The sequence below is a fragment of the Bacillus sp. NS1 genome (assembly GCF_058248265.1).
This window is the reverse complement of sequence record NZ_JBZAZF010000001.1, coordinates 359,428-381,477: the sequence shown is the minus strand read 5'-3', so window position 1 is coordinate 381,477 and position 22,050 is coordinate 359,428. Positions and strand designations below refer to the sequence as shown.

Sequence of the window (22,050 nt, the reverse complement as noted above, 5' to 3'; positions counted from 1 at the left end):
TTTTTTTTAGCCGTGTTTCTATTATATCGACTCTATTCTTTGAAAACATCCTTGAATTTGCCCGGCGATTTGTTCCATCTTCACGAAAAACACATGATGTGAAGCAAAAAAGCCTGACCCGAAGGCCTAGGCTAAGAAAAATATGTTTTTACTTTTTTATTTTCTTTTTTACTTTGTCAATCAGCTCATCCTCTGTCGGAGCTGACAGCGGGCGATTGTTCACAAAAGCAAATGATTTTTTCCGTCCGGGCCCGCAATAAGATTGGCATCCTACCTCAACCTTTGCGTCCGGGTCCACTTCTTTTAAACGCGGCAGCAAGGTTTTGATATTAGTGGCTTGGCAATCATCACACACTCGAAATTCATTAGCCATGACGTACGCTTCCCTTCATTTCTATGTTCATCTATGTGAATAACCTAAAATGCTTTTCAAAAAAATCACATCACTCTTCATTTTACAAGGATTCGACTGTTCCTGCAAGCCGCTCCATCCTTCGTATCTCCTATTCTTTCAGCCAACTTGTATAAATATTTTCCAACCTGGACATTCTAATACCATGAAAAGAAAAATGGGAGTTGAGATAAATGACAAAACAGCGACAAGACGCTTGGTCAGAAGAAAATGATCTGCTTTTAGCCGAAACAGTGCTTCGGCATGTAAGGGAGGGCAGCACTCAGCTGAACGCCTTTGAAGAAGTCGGCGATAAATTAAACCGGACATCTGCAGCCTGCGGATTCAGATGGAACGCGGTAGTCCGCCACCAATATGAAAAAGCGCTGCAGCTTGCGAAAAAACAGCGAAAACAGCGGATGAGAGCGCTCGGAAACGGACAGTCTGCGAAAAAAAGGCTATTATATCAGCCTCCTGCGGTTGATCCTGAAATCATTCAAGATTCCGCTGCAGAGGAGCCGGTTAAAACAGACGCACCATCAGCTGAGAATGAGCAGCAGCCTTTAATGTCAGGCGAACACATGCCTTTTGTAGATGAAAGCTTTAAGGAAGAGTTAGCTAGTCTATCACACTTATTGTCTCCCCAAACACCTGCAGCTGCGCCTGAGATGACAATGAATGATGTGATCCGCTTCCTGCAGAATTACGATGGCAATAACGAGCAATCATCAGCTTTAAAAATGGAAAATGAGCGTTTAAAGAAAGAAAATCAGGAATTGCAAAGCAAAACGGAACAGCTTGAGGCAGAAGTACAAAAGCTTGAAAAAGACCAAAAAACGATCCAAGAAGATTATGAAACCTTGGTGAAAATTATGAATAGAGCCAGAAAGCTAGTTTTATTTGAAGAAGATGAACATGCCTCTCCGTCCTTCAAAATGGACCGAAACGGCAATTTAGAAAAAATGGCAGAGTAAGTTAGAAAAATCCCAAAACAGCAGCTGGTTTTGGGATTTTCGCCATGTGCAAAATCCCCTTTTCTATAGAGAAAAGAGGATTTTAACTTTTTGCATCGAACCTCGCTATTCTTGTAAAATGAGGCCAAGCTTATGTGAATCTATTAAGACATGTGAGCTGCCTCGGCCGCTTTTTGTTTCCGAGGCACAGCGGAAATGACCAGAAGCCCAAGCATCATCAGTGCAATGCCGAGCCACGAGGAAAGTGAAAGCATTTCACCTATGAAAAACACGCCCAGCAATGAGGCCGTCAGCGGTTCAGCTAAAGACAGCGTGACCGCCGCCGAGGCCGGAACCCCAGTAAGCCCTTTCGCAAACAAGAAGTATGCGGCGCATGTTGCTATTAAACCGATGTAAAGGCTCGTTCCCAATCCTCTCGGGGTCAATATCCACGAGACATCTGACTGCCATAAAAGCGGCGTCAATAGGATGGCGCTTATCATAAAGACAACGGCGGAAGTCGCTCGCGGAGGCTGAGTTTTCATCATCGATTTACTGATGAGCGTGTAGCCCGCAAAAGAAGCACCCGCTCCGAGCGCCATAAGAACGCCAGCAACATCAATCCGAACATTGGAACCATCGGAAAACAGGAGCCAGCAACCGGCTAAAGCCAGCACAGTCGCGATCCACCAAGAGTTTCGCGGACGTTTTTTCAATACGGCCCACTCCATGCTTCCGGCAATGATAGGCGCACTGCCGATCGCAATCACAGTCCCCACAGCGATTCCGGTTTCTTTAACGGCTGTGAAAAACAGCGGCTGGTAACACGCCATACAAATCGCTGCCGATAACACGAGCGGCCATGACCAATTTTTCACGTGAAGCTCCCGGCTGATCCATACCGCAACCAGCATCGCGCTTCCTCCTATTAATAATCTGAACGCTCCGAATGCCAGCGGTGTGGAGCCTTCCGGAGCCATCGCCTGAACGGTTCCCGTGGTTCCCCAGAAGAAAGCCGCAATCAGCACAAACAGGCTGTAAACATTCCCTTTCATCTGCCTCTCCCCTTTGTATTATGGATGCTGATGTCATTTTATCGTTTTTCTTTTTGTCATGGTTATCTGTATATAAGAAGGATTTATCTAAAAATAAGATTGTTGGGGGATAAAATACCGCTTGAAATAAAAAATGCATGCCGCCCGGATACGGCTGGCATGCGGAGAACGTTCACCCAAACACCTTTGCATTCCGCTCAGCCATCCGGACAAGGTTTTTCTCAAATTCCACTTCCTCATCAATGGACAGTCCTGCTGAGTAAAGGTGAGTGCTTAACGCTTTTAATTCTGTCAGTAAAGCGAACATTAAGTCTTGTACAGAGATGTCTGTTTGCAGTAGCTCACTTAAAGACGCCATTGTTTCCGGACGTATCTCCGGGTAGACGCCTTTTTTATCATTTCGTTTGTCCTTCAGCGCCTCCTGGTAGAATCGTCTGATCAAGTCAGCTCTTTCACTGCCGCTTTTATCCGCGCATAGATAAATTTGAACAGCAACTCCGCCGCGAACGCGTCTTTGAGAGATGCCGGCGAATTTTTTGCCATTTATGCTGAGGTCATAGCTGCCGGGACAATATGATCCTTCAATTTCATAGGCTTCGATCTTTGCATTGTACGGTTTCAGCATCCGTCTCATCAGCTCAACCATCGCTTCATATCCTTTGTCTATATCGATGCCTTTCTTTTCGTCCTCGAAGATGAGAGAAATATTTAAAACGCCCTCGTCCAAAACGACTGCCAGACCGCCGGAATTGCGTACAATCACACGGTATCCTTCGTTTTCCAGCAAGGAGATTCCATCCTGCAAAAACGGGAGACGCGTATCCTGTATTCCAAGGACAATCGTATTATGGTGCACCCATGAGCGCGCTGTCGCCGGCGACACGCCTTTTCCGACGGACATGCACAGCGTATCATCCATTGCGAAGGATTGCTTCGCATCAAATAAAGGGCCGAGACTGGATTGGTCAATGACTCTCCATGTCGGCTGCATCAGTAAATCAATCGGTTGGTTTGCCATCTATGTAAAACCCTTTCATGTTAGGCTTATGAACGAAAACTATTATATCATTTCAGCCGCTGTGATTGATAATTGCTTTTTAGCATCGTAATAAAAATTTCTTTATTTTTTGTATTCTCCATGAGAGGAGAATGAATGTAAGACAGCTTGCGCTTTAACGAGAAATCTTTTATATGGAGAATTGAAATTTCACGGTGGATCAAATCCTTATGCAGCACGCTTCTGGATAGAACAGACAGCCCCATGCCGCTGATGACCGCTTCTTTTACCCCTTGATTGCTGCTGATGGTGAACATCGACTTCGGCCGCAGTCCGTTTGAGCTGAGCACATGATCGAGATATTCTCTCGTTCCGGAGCCTTTTTCCCTTGTCACCCATGCTTCGTTTTGCAAGTCGCTGATCGAAATATCTCTCAGTCCGGCCAGCGGATGCTGGTTCGGCGCGGCAATGCACATTTCATCCTCCATGAACGGTTCAATTTCCAGTTCATTCTCGTTTGTATGTCCTTCAATCAGTCCGATATCAGCCTGAAGCATCCGCACACGCTCGCTGACCTCCTCTGTATTTCCGATCATGACATCGAGGTTCAGCTCTGGATACAGCTTTTGCAGCTGGGCCAGAAGCGGCGGAAGAATATACTCTCCGATCGTAAAGCTGGCAGCTATTTTCAATTCGCCCTTCACATAGTGATGATGCGCATAGATTTCGGCCTTGGCTTGCTCGTAGAGAAATACCATTTGCTTTGCTCTTTGATACAAAATGTCTCCTGTCGGCGTTGTCGTAAAGTGTTTTGGCGACCGGTTCAAAAGAGCGGTTTGAAATTCTTTCTCAAGATTTTTGATATGCAGACTGACGCTGGGCTGGGAGATCATCAGCTTTTCCGCCGCTTTTGTGAAGTTTTTTTCTTCTACTACCGCTATAAACGTTTTCAGCACGTCGTAATACAAAAACCCCACCCCTGTCATTAATAAAATATATGGTTATGATCAGTTTTCTTTATTGTACTCATATCATCTGTCTTGGTAAAGAAGGCTATACGGAGACGCAAAAAAGGCAGCCCTCCGGAAGAGAGCTGCCATCGTCTTCATTTTTCTTACAGAGCTTGCACCGCTGTGATTAATGCGAGATTGTAAACATCTTCAGCGTTACATCCTCTTGAAAGGTCGTTTACAGGCATATTTAAACCTTGCAGGATTGGTCCTACCGCTTCAAAGTTGCCCAAACGCTGAGCAATTTTATAGCCGATGTTTCCTGCTTCAAGGCTTGGGAATACGAATACGTTAGCGTCCCCTTTGATCTCGGAATCCGGCGCTTTTTTCTCCGCTACGGATGGAACAAATGCAGCATCGAATTGGAATTCGCCGTCAAGTGTCAGTTCAGGCGCTTTTTCTTTCGCGATTTTCACAGCATCCGCTACTTTTTCTGTTTCGTCAGACTTTGCTGAGCCTTTTGTAGAGAAGCTGAGCATTGCCACGCGAGGCTCAATGTCGAACATTTTTGCCGTATTGGCACTTTCGATCGCAATCTCGGCAAGATCTTGGCTGTCAGGCGCAATATTGATCGCACAATCTGCGAATACGTATTGCTCTTCTCCGCGAGCCATGATGAACACGCCGGAAGTTTTTTTCACGCCTTCTTTTGTTTTGATGATTTGAAGAGCCGGACGGACAGTGTCGGCTGTTGAATGAGCCGCTCCGCTAACAAGTCCGTGTGCAAGCCCTTTGTACACCAGCATTGTACCGAAGTAGTTCTCATCTAATAATGCTTTTCGAGCCTGTTCTTCTGTTGCTTTGCCTTTACGGCGTTCTACAAATGCTTGTACAAGGTCTTCCATGCCTTCATATGTATGAGGATCATAAATCTCAACGCCATCTAGCGCCAGGTTCAGTTCTTTTGCTTTTGTTTGGATCTCATTTTCATTGCCGATCACAATCGGATTCAGCACTTTGTTTCCTGCAAGCTTGCTGACCGCTTCTAAAATACGCTCGTCTAAGCCTTCAGGAAATACAATTTTAACGTCTTTTCCAGCTACTTTTTCTTGCACTGTTGAAAATAAATCTGCCACAATAAAACCTCCTCAAAATGTTACAAAAACGCTTTCTTTTACTAGCATACTCTTCTTCCAATCAAATTCAAACAGCCAACTTTCATTATAGCGCTTTCATAAAAAAATCTTATTTTTCTAATTAATTTAAGTGACTCATTCTTTCCTTATAGCTTCTCTTATTTTTATGGAGTTATACGAAAGGGATGTTCAAGGTTTCTCCACAGTAGAATCGGATAAACTATGATATAGTGAAGGCAATCATGAAAAGATAATAGGAGTGAAGATAAATGAGTGAACAGCAAATGACCAATGAAGCGGCGAAAACGCTTGACGGCTGGTATGCGCTTCATGATTTCCGCACAATGGACTGGACTTCTTGGAAGCTGCTGTCCAGTGATGAGCGCCAATCTATCATACATGAATTCACAGGATTGCTTGAAAAATGGGGTATAGCCCAAAAAGAAGGAAAAGGATCGCAGACCCTTTACAGCATCGTCGGCCAAAAAGCAGATTTTATGCTGATGATTCTTCGTCCTACAATGGAAGAATTAAATCAAATTGAGCTCGAATTCAACAAATCAAGACTTGCTGAGTTCACCATTCCGGCTTACTCCTACGTATCAGTGGTAGAGCTAAGCAACTACTTGGCAAGCGGTGACGGCGACCCTTACGAAAATCCGCATGTGCGTGCGCGCCTTTACCCTGAACTGCCTGAATCAAAATATGTATGCTTCTATCCAATGGATAAAAGAAGATCCGGCAACGACAACTGGTATATGCTTTCAATGGAAGAACGCAGAAACTTGATGAGAAGCCACGGCTTAATCGGCCGCAGCTATGCGGGCAAAGTCAAACAGATCATCACAGGCTCAGTCGGCTTTGACGATTACGAATGGGGCGTTACATTATTCAGTGATGATGTGCTTCAATTCAAAAAGCTTGTATATGAAATGCGTTTTGACGAAGTCAGCGCTCGCTACGGCGAATTTGGTTCATTCTTTGTCGGCAACCGCCTTTCGCTTGATACGCTTCCTCAATTCCTATATGTATAATATCTCCTCCCGCCCTAATCGGCGGGAGTTTTTCGACCCTCCTTTATCAGAATTTAAATAAAATTTGCTATTTTATCCGTTTTTTCTTACGATGTAGATAATAATCCAATTTTTTCAAAGGGGTGCAGTTATTTGTCAAAACGAACCGCATTTATTATGGGAGCCAGTCAAGGGATTGGAAAAGCAACCGCTCTGAAATTAGCAGACCAGCATTTTTCCGTCGTCATTAATTCACGAAACTTGAACAATATTGAACCTGTCAAAGAAGACATTTTGGCCAAGCATCCTGAAGCGAGTGTCATTGTCCTTGCGGGTGATATGTCTGACCAGCATACGAGAGCCGACATTTTTCAAAAAATCCAATCTCAATGCGGACGGCTTGATGTTCTGATTAATAATATCCCGGGTGGCTCACCTGACACATTTGATAATTGTAATATAGAGGATATGACGGCTACGTTTACACAGAAAACCGTCGCCTATATTGACGCTATCAAGCGCGCCGCCTCACTGATGAAACAAAACGAGTTTGGCAGAATCATCAACATTGTCGGAAATCTGTGGAAAGAACCCGGCGCCAATATGTTCACGAACAGTATGATGAATGCTGCTTTAATTAACGCCAGTAAGAATATTTCCATCCAGCTAGCTCCTCACAACATTACTGTCAACTGCCTGAATCCTGGTTTTATCGCTACAGACCGTTACCATCAATTTGTGGAAAGTGTGATGAAAAAGAACAGCATATCCAAACAAGAAGCAGAAGAACAGATTGCTTCCGGGATTCCGATGAAACGTGTCGGATCAGCTGAAGAAACCGCATCGCTCGCCGCGTTTCTCGCATCTGAGGAAGCTTCCTATATCACAGGACAGCAAATTTCCGCGGACGGCGGCAGCATGAAAAGCATATAAAAAATCCCGCTTTTTAGCGGGATACTTCTTGTAATGATGCAAACGGCAGGTTCAGCTTTTGAATCCGCATGACAAATTCCCGCAGATCCTCCTGCTTCGACACCATCGATATTCTGACATGCCTTTTTCCGTTGCTTCCAAATATTTCGCCCGGTGTGACAACGACATGGGCATGCTCCAGCAAGTAATCGGAGAATTGGTGAGATGTCTCAAAGGCTTTCGGAATTTCAGCCCATACGTAAAACGTTCCTTTTGGCTTTTCCATCTTCCAGCCCAGTTCCTTTTCACACAACTCCGTAAAAAAGTCGATTCGTTCCTCGTAGATTCGTTTCAAGGATTCTGTTTGCTCCGGATCTCCTGAAAGCGCGGCACTCGCCGCCTGCTGCAATCCGCCGAACATGCCGACAAATACATGATCCTGAAATTCATTGACGGCCTGAATGATCTTTTCATTCCCTACGGCAAACGCCATTCTCCAGCCGGCCATGTTAAATGTTTTTGAAAATGAATAAAGCTCTGCTCCGACAGCTTTGGCATCCTCTGCCTCAAGAAAGCTGGCCGGCTTTTTATCAAATTCAAACGCGCCGTACGCAAAATCATGAATCAAATGGATGTTGTGCTCTTTCGCAAAAGCAGCCGCTTTTGCATAAAAAGCCGCATCGGCCACAGCTCCTGTCGGGTTATTCGGATAGTTCAAAAACATGAGCTTTGCTTTTTCCAGCACGGCGGGATCAATCTGTTCAAAATCCGGCAGATAGCCATTTTCTTCATACAGCGGCATTTCGTGCAGCTCAGCTCGCGCCATCGTAATTCCTGACAAGTATTCAGGGTAGCCTGGATTCGGGACGAGAGCGATGTCTCCCGGATTGAGCAGGCATTGCGTCAGCACATACAAGCCGGCTTTCCCCCCGCCGAAGAGCGCAACTTCCGTTTCAGGATTGACTGACACCCCATATTCTCTTTTATAGAAAGCAGCGATCGCTTCCTTCAAAAAAGGATAGCCTCTGAATGGGCCGTATCCGTGAAACGAAGGATTCAGAGACGCCTCCCGTAAAGCCTCCACAATATGCGGCGGAGTCGGTAGATCAGGGTTTCCCTGTCCGAGATTAATGATATGGGCTCCCGTTTTTTCCAATTCCTTCACCTTTTGAAAAACGAGAGAAAACTCTTGCCTTGGAAGTGTCTTGATGACGTCTGACGGTGTTATTTCCATCTAAAAGACTCCTTTTTGCTCCGTTTTGTTATCCCGTTCCAAAAACGATTTGTTGACGAGCTTCGTATGCAGAAACAATCCGCTTATGATCACAACAATCAGCCCCATAATGACCGGGGCATTTAAGACGTTGATTAACATCGAACCAACAGAAATGCATAATCCGATAGACGCTTCCGCCACCGAAAAAATGCGCCCTTGAATCTGGTTCGCCGCATTTTCCTGAACCTTCACCTTTGCAAGCACTTCCCCGTATTCCATCGCGATGAAAAAGAGGATTGCGGCGATGACAGAGACAGCGAAAATCGGCGTGAATAAAAACAGCGCCAGCGAGACAATGGATAAAACGGTAAAGTACGTCAGTCCTCTATTGTTGTTAAAGCCCCATTTGCTGACAAGCGCCGCTCCGATGAACCCGCCGAAGCCGATGCAGAATGTGAGAATAAAGTTGCCGATTTCCCCGTCACCCAAAAACCGGCTGACAATCGGAAAATAGCTGTACACAATTCCCCACAGCATAGCCATCGTAATCATCGTAAACATGGCGTTTAATACGAAAGAATTTGTTTTGATTTCCTTGAGCCCTTCTTTAAAAGACTGAAAGGCCTCTTTTATGTTTTCAGATTGAATCGGCACGAATTGGAGCTTGATGCGGCTGATAAATAATGCCGAAATCAGGTATGTCACACCGTTAAAGGCAACAGCCAGCTCTACAGACCCTCCTAACAGAAAAAGCCCTCCGGCAGCCGCCCCGACGATGATCGAGATGGTCGTCGCTTTTGCGAATAACGTATTGATGCTTTTAATATCTGATTCCAATGATGACATGACAGCGAGACGGGCTGGATTAAAAAACACGCCGCTTCCATAAGAAATAAACAGCAAGGCCAGAAAAATCAGCGGGTACTCGCCTTTTGGAAGAAATGTGAGCCCCAAAAAGATGATGCCCCTGATAATATCCGTCCACAGCATGATCTTAATTCTGTCTAACCGGTCGACTAGAACCCCCAAAAACGGCTGGAACACCATCGGAATGCTTCTGACCACGATGACCCCCGACGTCACCCAATAATCGTGATAATATGTAGACAAAATGAGCAGGGCAGGGAGAACACAATAGTCTCCCATAAACGATAGCGCCTGCCCATAAAGCAAGTATTTAGAGTTGGGTTTTAACTGTTTCATACTGGCAGCACATACTTTGCCGTCAGCTTCGCATGCTGCTGAATTTGTCTGATTGAGTCAGCCACATCCTTTGAATTGCTGCCTTTCAGTTCAAATGCAGCAATGGAGTTAAAGGCTTCAAACAGTGTCAAATCAACTGACGTCCCTGGTGCCGCAGCCGAAAAAGAAACAATTTCTGTATCTCCCTTCAATAGCCCGTCCGGCAGATCGATCGCTTCGATCACCAAATCCTCTGCAGTTTCAGGAATCTGGCCATTTTGTTTGAAATGCTGAGGGTACAGATGGCAGTCAGCGACGTAGTAAGGCTCTTGATCTAATAATCCGTCCGGCAGATCGGCGTCTTTTCCGAAACAGAGAACATCTAATAATAATTGCGCCATATCAAGGCCGAAAACCTTTTTAATATTAGGAATCATATTCCAGCCGGCGAATCTCGCTGCGGATTCTATTAAACCCGGTTCTCTGTTTTTCATTAGCTTGATCTCTGTATGTGTTGCGCAATTTTGCAGTCCAAGCCCCTCATTTGCCTTTTTGGCGGCTTCGACAATTTTCTTTTTCGCCTCTTCATCCAGAATGGACGGTGTAATATGTGATGTTTCTGTAAATCCGATTTGCGTCGTTTTGTCATGAATGGCGACCGGGAAATACTCACCATCAGCCATAATGCCTTCTATGCTGATATAGTCGGAGTAGCCTTCTGTTTGATACCAGTCTCCGTACTCACCCTGTAAAAATTCTTCAGCAATAAACGGAGCTTCAAACGTGACAGCTTTCGGCACGTTAATCGATTTCAGGTAGTCATTAACTCTGTTAAATTCATCTTCTGCCGTCTCAGTGTCGGTAATCAGCGTTACGCCGATTGAACTCGCTAAGTATGTAGGCTTTAAGATAAGAGGTGTGCCGATCTCTTCTAGTGCGGCACGAAAATCCTCAAGGGTTGTGACTCGTTTGTTTTTGATCGATTTAACTCCCGCTCTATTAAAAGCGTCTCTCATTTTATTTTTATCTCTGGCATTTTCGGCTGCCTGCACTCCGGCGCCCCTCAGGCCAAGGCGTTCGCAGGCTTTTGCCATCGGGGCAATGAATAACTCATTGTTTGTTGTGATGGCGTCCGCCTCAAACATTTCGGCAACCTTGACGATTTGCTCGACGACCTCTTCTTCAGGCTTGTCATGATCCTCATGCGCCCAATAAATTGAATCTGGATGCTCAAAATCAGCTAAGCTCTGAAAATAGTCTTTATCTTTTATGACCGCGACCGAGTATTTTTCAATCAGTGCTGCATGAGAGGCTGTAATTGCAAAAGGTCTTGGAATAAAGCTAACCAGGTTATATTTTTCAGCAGCGCTTTTATAAAACATGTGCGGCGGGCAGCCTCCAAGATCAGCGATGACCAATACTGTTTTTCTCTCCATATGTAAAACACTCCTTCTCTATTGTGCGGTGTATCCTCCATCTGCGGTGATGGCGCTTCCGGTCATATAGCTTGATAAATCTGAGGCTAAAAACAGCATCACGTTTGCAATTTCTTCGGGTTTCCCGAGCCTTAGCAGCGGATTTACCTTTGCCTTTTCCTTTTTGATCTCTTCAAGTGTGCCTTCATTATTTTCAAGGAATGATTTTTCATTTAGCGGTGTGTCGATAATTCCCGGGCATACGCAGTTGACGCGTATTTGATGTTTCGCATAATCAACGGCCATTGACCGCGTCAGCTGCAAAACGCCTCCTTTGCTGGCGTTATAAGCAGGGATATCAGGCCATGCCACGAGTCCGCCGACTGAGCACGTATTAATGATGTTGCCTTTGCCGGCAGCCAGCATATGCTTGAGTGCGTGCTTGCTCATTAAAAACATGCCGGTCAAATTGACTTGCAGCACCTTGTTCCAATCGCTGAGCTCCATCTCGTGAATGGGAGCCACGATTTCGATGCCCGCATTATTAATCAATACATCCAGCCTTCCAAATGTATCGGCCGCTGATTGAACAGCGTGCTGACAGGCATCTTCGTCTGTAATATCCGTTTGCACAAAGTGCAGCCTGTCATTATTTTCTTTCCGGACTATTGCTTCTCCGTGCGCCTCGTCAATATCCGCCACAACCACATTGGCCTGCTGGTTCAAAAAAGCCTGAACCGCCGCATAACCAATTCCTGATGCGCCTCCTGTTATGAGGACGGTTTTATCGGTAAGGTTCATGATCACTCATCCGCCTTTATTTTTTTTGCTTTTGCTCTGTTGTAGCGCGGCGGGAAGAAAATGTTAATTGATTTTGATTCTTTTTCGGAACGGTTGATGGCGCCGTGATCCTCCCGAGGGTCGCAGAAATAGGCTGTGCCGAATTTCATTTCCACCGTGCAGCCTTCGACCGTCATGTCGTAACCGCCGCCGATGCAGATGCCGATTTGTTCATTCCGGTGTTTATGGAAAGGCATTTCTCCGCCGTTTCCAGGAATTTTGGCCAGCATGATTTCCACCCAGTCCTCAACAAAGAACGTGACTTCCATGCCAGGCAATAGGTCTCTTGTTTTGAAAATATTCAAAAAATAATCCTCAGGACTTGTATATGTTTCATCAGCTTTCAGCCGCTTGATATCAATCGCAATGACTTCTTGGTCTGTATCGTTTCTTGCCCCATGAGGCACATGTGGCGGCGCAATATAGGCAGACTCCAAGGCCGTCATTTTTCTCGTCACATCTCCGACAGTCATCATCAGCTCGCCAGAAATGACCATGCCGATTTGGACTTCCTTATGCTGATGGGGTTCAACATTGGTATGCGGCGGGACGTAAGACATTAATACCTCAGTATCACCGCGCACGGTTGAATACTGCCTCACTCCGTTTTCCCATTCTATTAATTTCGGTGTCGGGAAATAAAGCTCCTGCATATCTTCTTTAGTTTTCATAATCAACGTCTCCTTTTCCGAATAATGACCAGCTCATAGGAATGCTTTTAAATGTTTTTACAAATGTAAGCCCGTACTTTTGCCGTGCAAGCTCATTGGTTAAGGCAATGTCATATAAGCCTTCTTTTACTTTTCTTGCAGCTTGGCTAGTCGAATTGACCAGTTTGAAACGTACATCTTTGCGGATAAAATATTTGATTAAATTAATGGGTGAAGGATGTGAAACGATAACAGATGAATCAAGCATATCGTCTCTGAATTCAAAGTCAGGACGAACAGCCAGGCCGTACATCGGTGTATCGCACCTGAAGATCTGCAATAGCTGTAAATCCGGCCTCATGTAGAAATGCTTAATGCCATCGTAAGCGTGTGGGACGATGGTATATTCCAGCGGGCTTTGAAGCGTCCTTTCGATGCATGATTCAAACGTATCATGCAAGGACAATTTACTGTTCAGCCCTTGTTGAAGAGTAAAATTGGAGATGAAGTGTTTTGCTGCGTACTCACTGCTTGTCCCCTCAGGGCCGAGCGTGTTGACTGTAATGAGTTTGGATATTGAATCAGTTCTTTTTTTTGTCTGAATGCTATTATCCAATATAATCATGAGCACCAACCAATCTTTTAAAATTTTAAGTAAATTTTATCCAGCGACGATTGAACTGTCAACATTTTTTGAAAATATTGATAATTATTCCCATACAAACAAAAAAACCCTTAAGAAAGGGCTTTTTATTATAGGAATTTAGAAACTTTGTTTATTGGAATAAGGAATGATCGGCTTTCTGCTCGTGCTTGCCGTACTTTTTATATGCGAATACACTGAGCACAAATCCGAACACTGTGATAGCAGCACATATCAACCCAACGGCTGCGTAACCGTACCCCACATATACAGGTCCCATCAAAGCAGATCCTAGGGTCACAGCCAAATTCGAGGCGAGGCTGTAAAACACCATGATTTTCCCGCGATGACGCTCTGAACAGTCACTCAAAATGGTGCTGAGCAGCGTCACCGTCAAGCTTTGCATTAATCCCCAAATAAACAGGCTTACAATTAACAGAATCATTGAAGCCGGCGCATATGCTAAACATGCCAGCAGCACGCTGATGACCCCCAGTGCAATAAACAGAGAGCGCATTTTTCCGATGCGGTCGGCAATCTTGCCTGTAATGACACTCATTGAAAACCCGATGCCGTAAATCATGATAAATAAGCCCGCAGCGGTATTTCCTCCGGTAAAAACGTCCTGAAGATAGGAGCCTAAAAATGAATACATACCGTAAAAACCAATCATATTACAAAAGGTTATCGTGATATAAACGGGTACGCGCGGGACTTTCAGCGCATCCCTGAATGTCCCAGCCGGCTCTTCTTGTTCTTCCTTGGCACTGTTTTTATGTTCAGCATGACGGCGCATTTCAAGCAGGATCAGCAGAACAACCAGAACACCCATCAAGGCAAAAATCCAAAATGTCCATCTCCAATGCAGGACGCCGCCGATAAATGATCCGAGCGGCACACCGAAGATCAGTGCCAGCGACCAGCTTGAAACGATCAGTCCCATCACCTTGCCCCTGTATGTATAAGGAACACGATCCCCGACAACTGCGTAAGCGGTCGGTACAAACGCTCCCGCAGCCAAACCCGACAGCGCACGGCCTAAAAAGAAGAAAAAGATATTTTGAGCCAAAGCGCATATCACTGTGCCTATGATAAAGATCATAAGTCCCGCCATTAAACTTAGTTCTCTGGAGTATTTATCACCTAAAGGAACCAGTAGCGGCGCACCGATAAAAATCATAACGCCGTAAATACTGATAGATAACGCAAGGATACTGACATCTGAGTTGAAGGCTTTTGCTAAATCCGGCAGCAGCGGTGAGATCACAAGTTCTTCAGATCCGGCCGCAAATACCCCCATCGTTAGAGCCAGTGCTAACAATAGCGGAAAATGATGTTTTGTTTTGATGTCATTGTTTTGTTTGCTGTTCATTCTCCCTCAAACACCTCTTCCATAATCTTCTTATTGTAAAGTTGAATTATAGTTTAGCATTGTTTTTTCACAATTCACAATACGAACGAAACCTTTATTATTTTTATTATTTTCATTTAAATATCAATATAGGTTTCTATATTTCAATTTAAAAACCTATTTCTTATCAGGCACAATACGTAAAAAGCTCTCCGGTTTTCCGGAGAGCTTTTTCTATTGCGCCTCTGCTCGTTGAAATCGTGCGATCCGCTCAAGAATCGCACGATTTTATTTCTCTCAAATCAAAAAGTTTCGGACGTTGTTTTGGCTTGCATATGAAGAATTAAATAATCCGGGCCGCCTGCTTTTGAGTCTGTTCCGGACATATTAAAACCGCCGAACGGCTGATAGCCCACAATCGCTCCGGTACAGCCTCTGTTGAAGTATAGGTTTCCGACATGGAAATCCTCGCGCGCCCGTTCAATGTGCGCACGGTTTTTCGTCAGCAGAGCGCCTGTTAAGCCGTATTCCGTGTTATTTGCAATCTCCAGCATATGATCGAAATCACGCGCTTTGCAGATCGCAACAACCGGGCCGAAAATTTCTTCCTGCATCAGGCGCGCATTTTCATCAACATCTGCAAAGATCGTCGGCTGAATAAAGTAGCCTTTTGAATCATTGCCTTCGCCCCCGGCCAACAGCTTGCCTTCAGATTTGCCGATTTCAATATATGACATGACTTTATTGTAGGACGCTTCATGGATCACGGGACCCATATACGTATCTGGATCTTCCGGATTGCCGACAGCCAGTGTTTTCGTCAGCGCCACTGCTTTTTCCACCACTTCATCATAAACATCCTGGTGGATGACAGCGCGGGAGCCTGCTGAACACTTCTGTCCTGAATATCCAAACGCTGAATACACAATAGAAGATGCAGCTAGGTCAAGATCAGCGTCCTTGTCGACAAGCACCGTGTCTTTTCCGCCCATCTCTGCAATTACCCGTTTCAGCCATTTTTGGCCCGGCTGCACTTTGGCAGCACGCTCATAAATCCGGCAGCCGACTGCACGGGAACCTGTAAATGAGACAAACCGCGTTTTCGGATGCTCTACTAAGAAATCACCGATTTCTGCTCCGTCTCCCGGGATGTAATTCAGAACGCCGTTTGGCAAGCCCGCTTCCTCCATAACCTCGACAAATTTTGCTGCTACTACCGGGGCCGCGTCAGCCGGTTTTAAGAGAATCGTATTGCCTGTCACAATTGCAGCCGCCGCTGTTCCTGCCATAATCGCAAGCGGGAAATTAAATGGAGAAATGACGATGCCAACGCCTAGCGCTTCGTAATGGTATTGATTGAACTCGCCAGCACGGCTCTTCACCGGAGCCCCTTCCTTAAGATTTAACATTTGGCGCGCGTAGAACTCCAAAAAGTCTATCGCTTCAGCCGTGTCCGCATCTGCTTCCTTCCACGGTTTTCCCGCTTCCTTTACAAGATAGCTTGAAAATTCATGCTTTCTTCTGCGCAAAATTGCTGCTGCTTTAAAGAGAATATTCGCGCGGTGCTCCGGTCTATGTTTTTTCCAAGATTCAAATGCCTGCAATGCGGCTTGCATCGCTTTTTCAGCAAGCTCTTGATCCGCTGTGGACGCGTACCCAATGATCTCTTCTTTATTTGCCGGGTTAATGGATACGATTTTACGGTCCGTTTCGATTTTTTCTCCATTTATGACAAGCGGATAATGCTTGCCAAGCTGAGTGTTTACAAATGCCAATGACTCTTGAAATGCTGTTTTATTCTTTGCTTCCGTAAAATCAGTAAATGGTTCGTGCGCGTATGAAACTGTCATATGTAGTCCCCCTCATGTCATGAATGTTTTCGCATGAATAAAAATGCAAGAACCATGCCATTTTTTGTCTTTTGCTGAAAAAACTTGTTGAATTTAACGGAAATTTGTCTAATAGCCGACAAAATTCTCTTTCTCCGCCCATGAAATGCAAATTTTATTTGCAGGTTCCACTCTCCCCGCAAAGGATATATGCAAAATTTTTTTGCGCCAGGAGGGGATATCTCCCCTTCCGAATTTAAACCCACCCGCGGAATCTTGAGGCTTCTGCTGATTTTCTGATACCCGTCATGTAAGCCGCCAAGCGCATATCGACTTTATGTGTTGCAGCGATCTGATAAATTGTTTCAAACGAATTGACCATGACATTTCTCAGTTTTTCTGCGACCTCTTCTTCTGGCCAATAATATCCTTGGTTGTTTTGCACCCATTCAAAATAAGAAACCGTGACGCCGCCGGCACTCGCTAGAATATCAGGCACGAGGAGCACGCCTCTTTCATTGAGGATCTTTGTGGCATCAATGGTTGTCGGTCCATTCGCCGCTTCGACGACGATTGACGCCTGAATGTTATGTGCATTTTTGGCTGTGATTTGATTGGCGATTGCCGCAGGCACTAAAATATCGCAATCCTTTTCAAGCAGCTCCTCATTTGTGATGACGTCTGTAAATAAGTTGGTGACCATGCCAAAGCTGTCCCGCTTATCGAGCAAATAAGGGATATCAAGTCCGTCCGGGTTGTAGAGACCGCCATGGGCATCCGAGATCCCGATCACCTTCGCACCTGCATCATGCATGAATTTGGCCAGAAAGCTTCCGGCGTTTCCAAAGCCCTGTATGATAATCCGCGCGTCTTGCAGCTTGATCCCTTTTTTCTTAACAGCCTCTTCAATACAAATCGTGACGCCCTGTGCCGTTGCTGTTTCCCGGCCTTGCGATCCGCCTAATACGAGCGGTTTTCCTGTGATAAAGCCCGGAGAATCGAATTCCCGCAGCCGGCTGTACTCATCCATCATCCACGCCATAATTTGCGAGTTGGTGTACACATCGGGAGCCGGAATATCCTTTGTCGGACCGACGATCTGGCTGATGGCACGGACATATCCCCTACTCAGCCTTTCCAGTTCTCCAAATGACATTGTGCGCGGATCGCAAATAATACCGCCCTTTCCGCCGCCGTAAGGAAGATTGGCAATCCCGCATTTGAGCGTCATCCAAATCGATAATGCCTTGACCTCCTCTTCATTGACTTCAGGATGGAAGCGAACGCCTCCCTTTGTCGGACCGACCGCATCATTGTGCTGCGACCGGTAGCCTGTGAATACTTTGACGCTGCCGTTATCCATTTTTACCGGGATGCGGACGGTGAGCATTCTTTGCGGCTCCTTCATGAGTTCATACATATCGCCCGGATAGCCCAGCTTCCGAAGGGCTTCCTTAATGATCGTTTGGGTAGACAGAAATAAGTTAAGAGCCTCTTTTTCCTCATCTTTCTTGACTTGCTTTGCTGACATTTTTTTTCACCTCATTGTTTTTTTGACCAGCTAAAATTGTAAGCGCTTTAAAAATTTCTGCCGGTCAATTCCTTCTGCATTGGATTCACCCTTATCATTATGCAAGATCCGTACCAATTTTTTAATCAACAAAAAAAAGAGACTGAGAATAACTCAGTCTCTGATCAAATCTATTTATTAACGAGGGTCAATCACCAGCTGCGTTTCAGCATAAAAACTGCCGATTCCCAAACCGTTTACAACGTCGCCTTTAATTGTATAAGTGCCTGCGCGCGGAAGGGTTTTACGCACCATGACGAGGTCAAATTCGGATGCGCCTAACAAATCAAGCGTAAGCGGGAGTCTGACTGTTTTTCCATCATTTAAAATCTGTGTCTCTTTCAGCGTTCTTCCATTCACCGAATCTCTTGTCGTAGCATGAAACCCGTCAGGAAAACGAAATTCTACCGCTCCGAGAGAAAGCACAGCATTTGGCTTATATGTTACTTCAATATCAGAAGTGGTCCACTCTTTTGTGCTGTTGATCGTTTTAGCCTCAATTGATGCAGACTGCGCATGAGCTTGGCCTGAAGGAAGCAAGATTGATAGTAAAACAGCTGAACTGATGAATAATGAAGATACGAATGAAGTTCTTTTTAACATGACATTTCCCCCTCAATTAGTTGTCGGAATTGGCCAGAGCGTCCTCTGCAGAAAAAGTGTTTTGCCGTAATTCGCGAATTATCTTACTTTTTCTTAAAAGTTAATCTATCATCATTTTCCATGGAAGTAAATGCTTTTTTAGGAATATTAAAACTTGGGATACTTTGAGAATTTCATCCTGTTTATACAAGGTTCTAATGGACGATTTTCTCTTTTTTTCTAGTCACATCCACCTGTTGATTTCTACCTTTTATCCTATTTCGAAAAAAGGACAAAAAAAAGGCGAAGATGCCTCCGCTCTTCAATTGATCACGTTCCTATCTTTATCTAAATTCAGTATTCCAGTTAAAACCGATTGTCTCATCATTCCACGGAATTCTTTTTTCATCAGGCTGATCCGGGTTATACGACAGGGTGGTGAAGTAGATAATCGTCAGCGGTGTTTCTCCCAGCACTCTGTATCCGTGGGCGACCCCTTTTGGGATCAATAATAGCATCGGGTTGTCTTCGCCCATATAATAGACGTCAGTTTCTCCTTTAGTCTTCGAGTCCTCGCGCAAATCGTAAAGGACAACCTGAGCGTGGCCGGTTGGGAAGAACCAGAGATCGTCCTGCTTCACATGATAATGAAATGCTTTAATCACACCCGGATAGCTTTTCGACCAAGAGGCCTGCCCGAAATGCTCAAGAAGGTTCTCATCATCCCGAACCAGCTCAGCAAAAAAACCTCTGTCGTCACTATGCTTCGTCAATTTTTTCACCTTGACTCCATCAATCACGCGCACTGCTCCTCTCCTGCAAATACTCCCGTAACGCTTCGCGCCAATGGCGAGGGCGAATGCCGGCTTCTTCAATGGCCTGATGGCTCAGCACAGAGTAAGCCGGACGGGGCGTTTTGTTCCCGTATTCTTCTGTCGTGACAGGCAAAATAACTGTGGCCAGTCCGCTTTCTTCCATAATGGCCTTCGCGAATTCATACCAGCTGCATATGCCTGAATTGCTGACATGATAGATGCCCGGCGGATGGCTGAACAGCTTGATGACCGCTTCTGCCAAATCCTTCGTATAGGTCGGCGAACCAATTTGATCGCTTACAACCCGCAGCTCTTGTTTCGTTTCAGCAAGCTTCAGCATGGTATGAACGAAATTGCTGCCTCCATGTCCGTACACCCACGACGTTCTAATAATCGTGCTGTCTTTTGTTGCTAATCGAATCAGTTCTTCTCCGAGCTTTTTGCTTTTGCCGTAGATGGTGTTCGGATCAAGGGGATCATCTTCCCTGTATGGCTGGGTTCCTTTCCCGTCGAATACATAGTCCGTGCTGATATGAACATATTGAGCGCCGATGCGGGTAGCCTCCAGCGCTGTATAATAAGCGCCGATTCCGTTAATCGAGTACGCTTTATCAAGTTCTGTTTCGCATTTATCAACCGACGTAAACGCTGCCGTATTGACCACGATATCCGGCTGATAATGTCCAAACGAATGCTGTACTGAGCGCTGGTCAGCAATGTTCATCATCTTCTTTGTTAACGCAATGACCTCATATCCGGCTTGCTTCAGCTGGCGGCACAGTTCCAGGCCAAGCTGTCCTCCCGCACCAGTCACCAATACCTTTGTCAATCGGATCACCTTCTCATCGGTCATTGTCTGTATACCAGCGAATCGTACGCGCAATGCCTTCTTCAAATGGCACTTCCTGCCGCCAGCCCAGTTCGTTTTTCAGCTTCGATGCATTGATCGCATAGCGCCGGTCATGCCCTTTTCGATCTTCTACGTGGGCGAACAATTCCTCACAGCCCAGATACTTCATGATAATGCTCGCCAGCTCCTTATTCGTGCGTTCATTTCCGCCTCCGATGTTATACACCTCGCCGTCGGTTCCTTTTTCTAAAATCAGCTTGATGGCGCGGCAATGATCCTCCGCAAACAGCCAATCTCGGATCTGGAGCCCATCGCCGTACAGCGGAACCGGCAGACCTTGCTTCGCATGGCGGATAATCGTCGGAATCATTTTTTCGCTGTGCTGGTAGGGGCCGTAATTGTTGCTGCATCTTGTAATAATGGCCGGAAGCTTGTGGGTTTTCACATACGATAACACGAGCAAATCAGAGCTCGCTTTGCTGGCTGAGTATGGGTTATTAGGGGAAAGCGGTGTCGTTTCAGTAAACGCGGGATCATCCGCTTCTAAATCCCCATACACCTCATCTGTTGAGATATGAATCAGCTTTTTGGCTTTTCCCTGCAAGACCGCTTCTGCCAAACGGTATGTCCCCATGACATTCGTGGTGATAAACGGCTCCGCTTGGGAAATGCTTCTGTCCACATGCGATTCCGCAGCGAAGTGAATCACGCCGTCATAGGTCTCATCAAACGCCTGGTCGATATCCTCCTGAACGCTGATATCCCCTTTTACAAAGCGAAATCGGCTGTTTCCCTTTAGTTTTTCCATTTCCTCCGGGTGGCTGGCATACGTCAGTTTATCTAAAACGGTAATGCGCGCATCCGTTTCCTTCAGCATGAGCTTTGTAAACGTGAGCCCGATGAAGCCGGCCCCGCCCGTAATTAAATATGATTTTGCCATCACTTTTCGTCCTGTCCTTTCTGTAAAGCCTGGTGTACAAGCTGGGAGGCGAGATGAAGCGATTCGTGAGTTCCGGCATCGACCCACCAGCCTGATAACACATCATACGTAAGCTGGCTGTTTTCGATGTATAGATTATTCACATCGGTGATTTCCAGCTCGCCGCGTTTCGACGGTGATATTTGTTCAATATACGAAAATACCTCCGCATCATACATATAAATGCCGGTTACACAAAGGTTGGTCGGCGGATGTGCAGGCTTCTCGATAATGGAACGAATCCGCTTGTTTTTCTCATCAATCTCAGCAATTCCGAAGCGTTCCGGATCATCAACTTCTTTCAGCAGCACCTTTGCTCCTTTTCCCTGCTGTTCAAAACGCTCCGTAAAAGGCTTTAATGAATCTTCGAATATATTATCACCTAATAATAAAATGAAAGGCTCTTTTTTCGTAAAGCGTTTTGCATAAGACAGCCCATCCGAAATGCCCGATGCGGCTGGCTGGACCTGATAAGTGATTGTGACGCCAAGCTCTTCTCCGTTCCCAAGCAGTTTGAAAAATTGCGGCATATGCTCTTTTTGGCTGATGAGTAAAATGTCTTTTATTCCAGCTTCCTCCAGCTTCATAATCGACCAGTAAATCATCGGATACGGGCCTACAGGAAGCAAATGCTTGTTGACGGCTTTCGTTAAGGGCATAAGGCGTGAGCCGTTTCCTCCGGCTAAAATAACACCTTTCACATTAACACTTCCTTACATGC

The 22,050-nt window shown here is 45.5% G+C and carries 22 protein-coding genes; 3 read left to right on the top strand and 19 right to left on the bottom strand.

The window, feature by feature from the left end; all coding sequences use genetic code 11:
* Positions 1-148 precede the first annotated feature (148 nt).
* A complete protein-coding gene (locus tag AC4CV5_RS01940) occupies positions 149-373 on the bottom strand; it encodes a YuzB family protein (protein ID WP_003222050.1) in 225 nt (74 codons plus the stop codon).
* Between the two features lie 212 nt (positions 374-585).
* On the opposite strand from AC4CV5_RS01940, the gene rsfA reads away from it, so the two are divergent.
* Positions 586-1,365 (top strand): prespore-specific transcription regulator RsfA, encoded by a 780-nt coding sequence (gene rsfA / locus AC4CV5_RS01935; RefSeq protein WP_248602287.1) that lies wholly within the window; start codon positions 586-588, stop codon positions 1,363-1,365.
* Between the two features lie 143 nt (positions 1,366-1,508).
* Here rsfA and AC4CV5_RS01930 read toward each other — a convergent pair whose 3' ends face one another.
* From AC4CV5_RS01930 to pta, 4 genes are all read right to left on the bottom strand, one after another.
* Entirely contained in the window at positions 1,509-2,399 is an 891-nt protein-coding gene (locus tag AC4CV5_RS01930) for a carboxylate/amino acid/amine transporter (RefSeq protein WP_222142236.1), read from the bottom strand.
* A 172-nt stretch (positions 2,400-2,571) separates the two neighbouring features.
* Positions 2,572-3,417 (bottom strand): octanoyl-[GcvH]:protein N-octanoyltransferase, encoded by an 846-nt coding sequence (lipL, locus tag AC4CV5_RS01925; protein ID WP_490922006.1) that lies wholly within the window; start codon positions 3,415-3,417, stop codon positions 2,572-2,574.
* 47 nt (positions 3,418-3,464) lie between these two features.
* The gene (gene cysL, locus AC4CV5_RS01920; RefSeq protein ID WP_166847094.1) at positions 3,465-4,364 is read right to left on the bottom strand and encodes a cysJI operon transcriptional regulator CysL; all 900 of its coding nucleotides are present in this window, start codon (positions 4,362-4,364) and stop codon (positions 3,465-3,467) included.
* 146 nt (positions 4,365-4,510) lie between these two features.
* Complete coding sequence (gene pta / locus AC4CV5_RS01915; RefSeq protein WP_166847091.1) at positions 4,511-5,482, bottom strand: phosphate acetyltransferase; 972 nt, start codon at positions 5,480-5,482, stop codon at positions 4,511-4,513.
* Between the two features lie 269 nt (positions 5,483-5,751).
* Here pta and hemQ point away from each other — a divergent pair, with 269 nt between their 5' ends.
* Together hemQ and bacG are read left to right on the top strand one after the other, a co-directional pair.
* Positions 5,752-6,516 carry a hydrogen peroxide-dependent heme synthase gene (gene hemQ, locus AC4CV5_RS01910; protein WP_041906304.1) on the top strand — a complete coding sequence of 255 codons (765 nt, stop codon included), beginning with the start codon at positions 5,752-5,754 and terminating at the stop codon, positions 6,514-6,516.
* Between the two features lie 132 nt (positions 6,517-6,648).
* Positions 6,649-7,428 carry an NADPH-dependent reductase BacG gene (gene bacG, locus AC4CV5_RS01905; RefSeq protein ID WP_490922005.1) on the top strand — a complete coding sequence of 260 codons (780 nt, stop codon included), beginning with the start codon at positions 6,649-6,651 and terminating at the stop codon, positions 7,426-7,428.
* A gap of 13 nt (positions 7,429-7,441) precedes the next feature.
* On the opposite strand, the gene bacF is transcribed toward bacG, so the two are convergent.
* The 14 genes from bacF to AC4CV5_RS01835 all read right to left on the bottom strand — a co-directional run bounded on the left by bacF (position 7,442) and on the right by AC4CV5_RS01835 (position 22,030).
* Complete coding sequence (gene bacF, locus AC4CV5_RS01900) at positions 7,442-8,641, bottom strand: transaminase BacF (protein ID WP_490922004.1); 1,200 nt, start codon at positions 8,639-8,641, stop codon at positions 7,442-7,444.
* Positions 8,642-9,826: a bacilysin exporter BacE gene (gene bacE, locus AC4CV5_RS01895; RefSeq protein WP_166847066.1), complete on the bottom strand. Its 1,185-nt coding sequence runs from the start codon at positions 9,824-9,826 to the stop codon at positions 8,642-8,644.
* On the bottom strand, positions 9,823-11,241 hold the full coding sequence (bacD, locus tag AC4CV5_RS01890) for an alanine--anticapsin ligase (protein ID WP_166847063.1): 1,419 nt from the start codon (positions 11,239-11,241) through the stop codon (positions 9,823-9,825). The genes bacE and bacD overlap by 4 nt, the downstream gene beginning before the upstream one ends.
* Before the next feature lie 18 nt (positions 11,242-11,259).
* Complete coding sequence (bacC, locus tag AC4CV5_RS01885) at positions 11,260-12,021, bottom strand: dihydroanticapsin 7-dehydrogenase (protein ID WP_490922003.1); 762 nt, start codon at positions 12,019-12,021, stop codon at positions 11,260-11,262.
* Positions 12,022-12,023: 2 nt separating this feature from the next.
* Positions 12,024-12,731 carry a 3-((4R)-4-hydroxycyclohexa-1,5-dien-1-yl)-2-oxopropanoate isomerase gene (bacB, locus tag AC4CV5_RS01880; protein WP_326222303.1) on the bottom strand — a complete coding sequence of 236 codons (708 nt, stop codon included), beginning with the start codon at positions 12,729-12,731 and terminating at the stop codon, positions 12,024-12,026.
* A complete protein-coding gene (gene bacA, locus AC4CV5_RS01875) occupies positions 12,721-13,335 on the bottom strand; it encodes a prephenate decarboxylase (protein ID WP_222142242.1) in 615 nt (204 codons plus the stop codon). The genes bacB and bacA overlap by 11 nt, the downstream gene beginning before the upstream one ends.
* Before the next feature lie 151 nt (positions 13,336-13,486).
* On the bottom strand, positions 13,487-14,725 hold the full coding sequence (locus AC4CV5_RS01870; RefSeq protein ID WP_166847022.1) for an MFS transporter: 1,239 nt from the start codon (positions 14,723-14,725) through the stop codon (positions 13,487-13,489).
* Positions 14,726-15,006: 281 nt separating this feature from the next.
* Positions 15,007-16,554 carry an L-glutamate gamma-semialdehyde dehydrogenase gene (gene pruA / locus AC4CV5_RS01865; RefSeq protein ID WP_166847019.1) on the bottom strand — a complete coding sequence of 516 codons (1,548 nt, stop codon included), beginning with the start codon at positions 16,552-16,554 and terminating at the stop codon, positions 15,007-15,009.
* 235 nt (positions 16,555-16,789) lie between these two features.
* Positions 16,790-18,064: a Glu/Leu/Phe/Val family dehydrogenase gene (rocG, locus tag AC4CV5_RS01860; protein WP_222142244.1), complete on the bottom strand. Its 1,275-nt coding sequence runs from the start codon at positions 18,062-18,064 to the stop codon at positions 16,790-16,792.
* 177 nt (positions 18,065-18,241) lie between these two features.
* On the bottom strand, positions 18,242-18,706 hold the full coding sequence (gene bslB / locus AC4CV5_RS01855; RefSeq protein WP_148963421.1) for a biofilm surface layer hydrophobin BslB: 465 nt from the start codon (positions 18,704-18,706) through the stop codon (positions 18,242-18,244).
* A 323-nt stretch (positions 18,707-19,029) separates the two neighbouring features.
* Positions 19,030-19,485 (bottom strand): dTDP-4-dehydrorhamnose 3,5-epimerase family protein, encoded by a 456-nt coding sequence (locus AC4CV5_RS01850; RefSeq protein ID WP_490922198.1) that lies wholly within the window; start codon positions 19,483-19,485, stop codon positions 19,030-19,032.
* Positions 19,478-20,329, bottom strand: a complete 852-nt coding sequence (gene rfbD / locus AC4CV5_RS01845) for a dTDP-4-dehydrorhamnose reductase (RefSeq protein WP_326222471.1) — start codon at positions 20,327-20,329, stop codon at positions 19,478-19,480. Before rfbD ends, AC4CV5_RS01850 begins: the two co-directional genes overlap by 8 nt.
* A gap of 13 nt (positions 20,330-20,342) precedes the next feature.
* The gene (gene rfbB / locus AC4CV5_RS01840) at positions 20,343-21,290 is read right to left on the bottom strand and encodes a dTDP-glucose 4,6-dehydratase (protein WP_166846989.1); all 948 of its coding nucleotides are present in this window, start codon (positions 21,288-21,290) and stop codon (positions 20,343-20,345) included.
* Positions 21,290-22,030: a sugar phosphate nucleotidyltransferase gene (locus AC4CV5_RS01835; RefSeq protein ID WP_014115590.1), complete on the bottom strand. Its 741-nt coding sequence runs from the start codon at positions 22,028-22,030 to the stop codon at positions 21,290-21,292. Before AC4CV5_RS01835 ends, rfbB begins: the two co-directional genes overlap by 1 nt.
* Positions 22,031-22,050 lie beyond the last annotated feature (20 nt).

Bases quoted from the DNA above. Each gene is read 5' to 3' on its own strand.
- bacF (WP_490922004.1), bottom strand. From the start codon at position 8,641: ATGGAAATAACACCGTCAGACGTCATCAAGACACTTCCAAGGCAAGAG.
- AC4CV5_RS01870 (WP_166847022.1), bottom strand. From the start codon at position 14,725: ATGAACAGCAAACAAAACAATGACATCAAAACAAAACATCATTTTCCG.
- AC4CV5_RS01930 (WP_222142236.1), bottom strand. From the start codon at position 2,399: ATGAAAGGGAATGTTTACAGCCTGTTTGTGCTGATTGCGGCTTTCTTC.
- bacD (WP_166847063.1), bottom strand. From the start codon at position 11,241: ATGGAGAGAAAAACAGTATTGGTCATCGCTGATCTTGGAGGCTGCCCG.
- bacB (WP_326222303.1), bottom strand. From the start codon at position 12,731: ATGAAAACTAAAGAAGATATGCAGGAGCTTTATTTCCCGACACCGAAA.
- lipL (WP_490922006.1), bottom strand. From the start codon at position 3,417: ATGGCAAACCAACCGATTGATTTACTGATGCAGCCGACATGGAGAGTC.
- hemQ (WP_041906304.1), top strand. From the start codon at position 5,752: ATGAGTGAACAGCAAATGACCAATGAAGCGGCGAAAACGCTTGACGGC.
- rfbB (WP_166846989.1), bottom strand. From the start codon at position 21,290: ATGGCAAAATCATATTTAATTACGGGCGGGGCCGGCTTCATCGGGCTC.
- AC4CV5_RS01940 (WP_003222050.1), bottom strand. From the start codon at position 373: ATGGCTAATGAATTTCGAGTGTGTGATGATTGCCAAGCCACTAATATC.
- rsfA (WP_248602287.1), top strand. From the start codon at position 586: ATGACAAAACAGCGACAAGACGCTTGGTCAGAAGAAAATGATCTGCTT.
- bslB (WP_148963421.1), bottom strand. From the start codon at position 18,706: ATGTTAAAAAGAACTTCATTCGTATCTTCATTATTCATCAGTTCAGCT.
- bacE (WP_166847066.1), bottom strand. From the start codon at position 9,826: ATGAAACAGTTAAAACCCAACTCTAAATACTTGCTTTATGGGCAGGCG.
- pruA (WP_166847019.1), bottom strand. From the start codon at position 16,554: ATGACAGTTTCATACGCGCACGAACCATTTACTGATTTTACGGAAGCA.
- bacC (WP_490922003.1), bottom strand. From the start codon at position 12,021: ATGAACCTTACCGATAAAACCGTCCTCATAACAGGAGGCGCATCAGGA.
- rocG (WP_222142244.1), bottom strand. From the start codon at position 18,064: ATGTCAGCAAAGCAAGTCAAGAAAGATGAGGAAAAAGAGGCTCTTAAC.
- bacA (WP_222142242.1), bottom strand. From the start codon at position 13,335: ATGATTATATTGGATAATAGCATTCAGACAAAAAAAAGAACTGATTCA.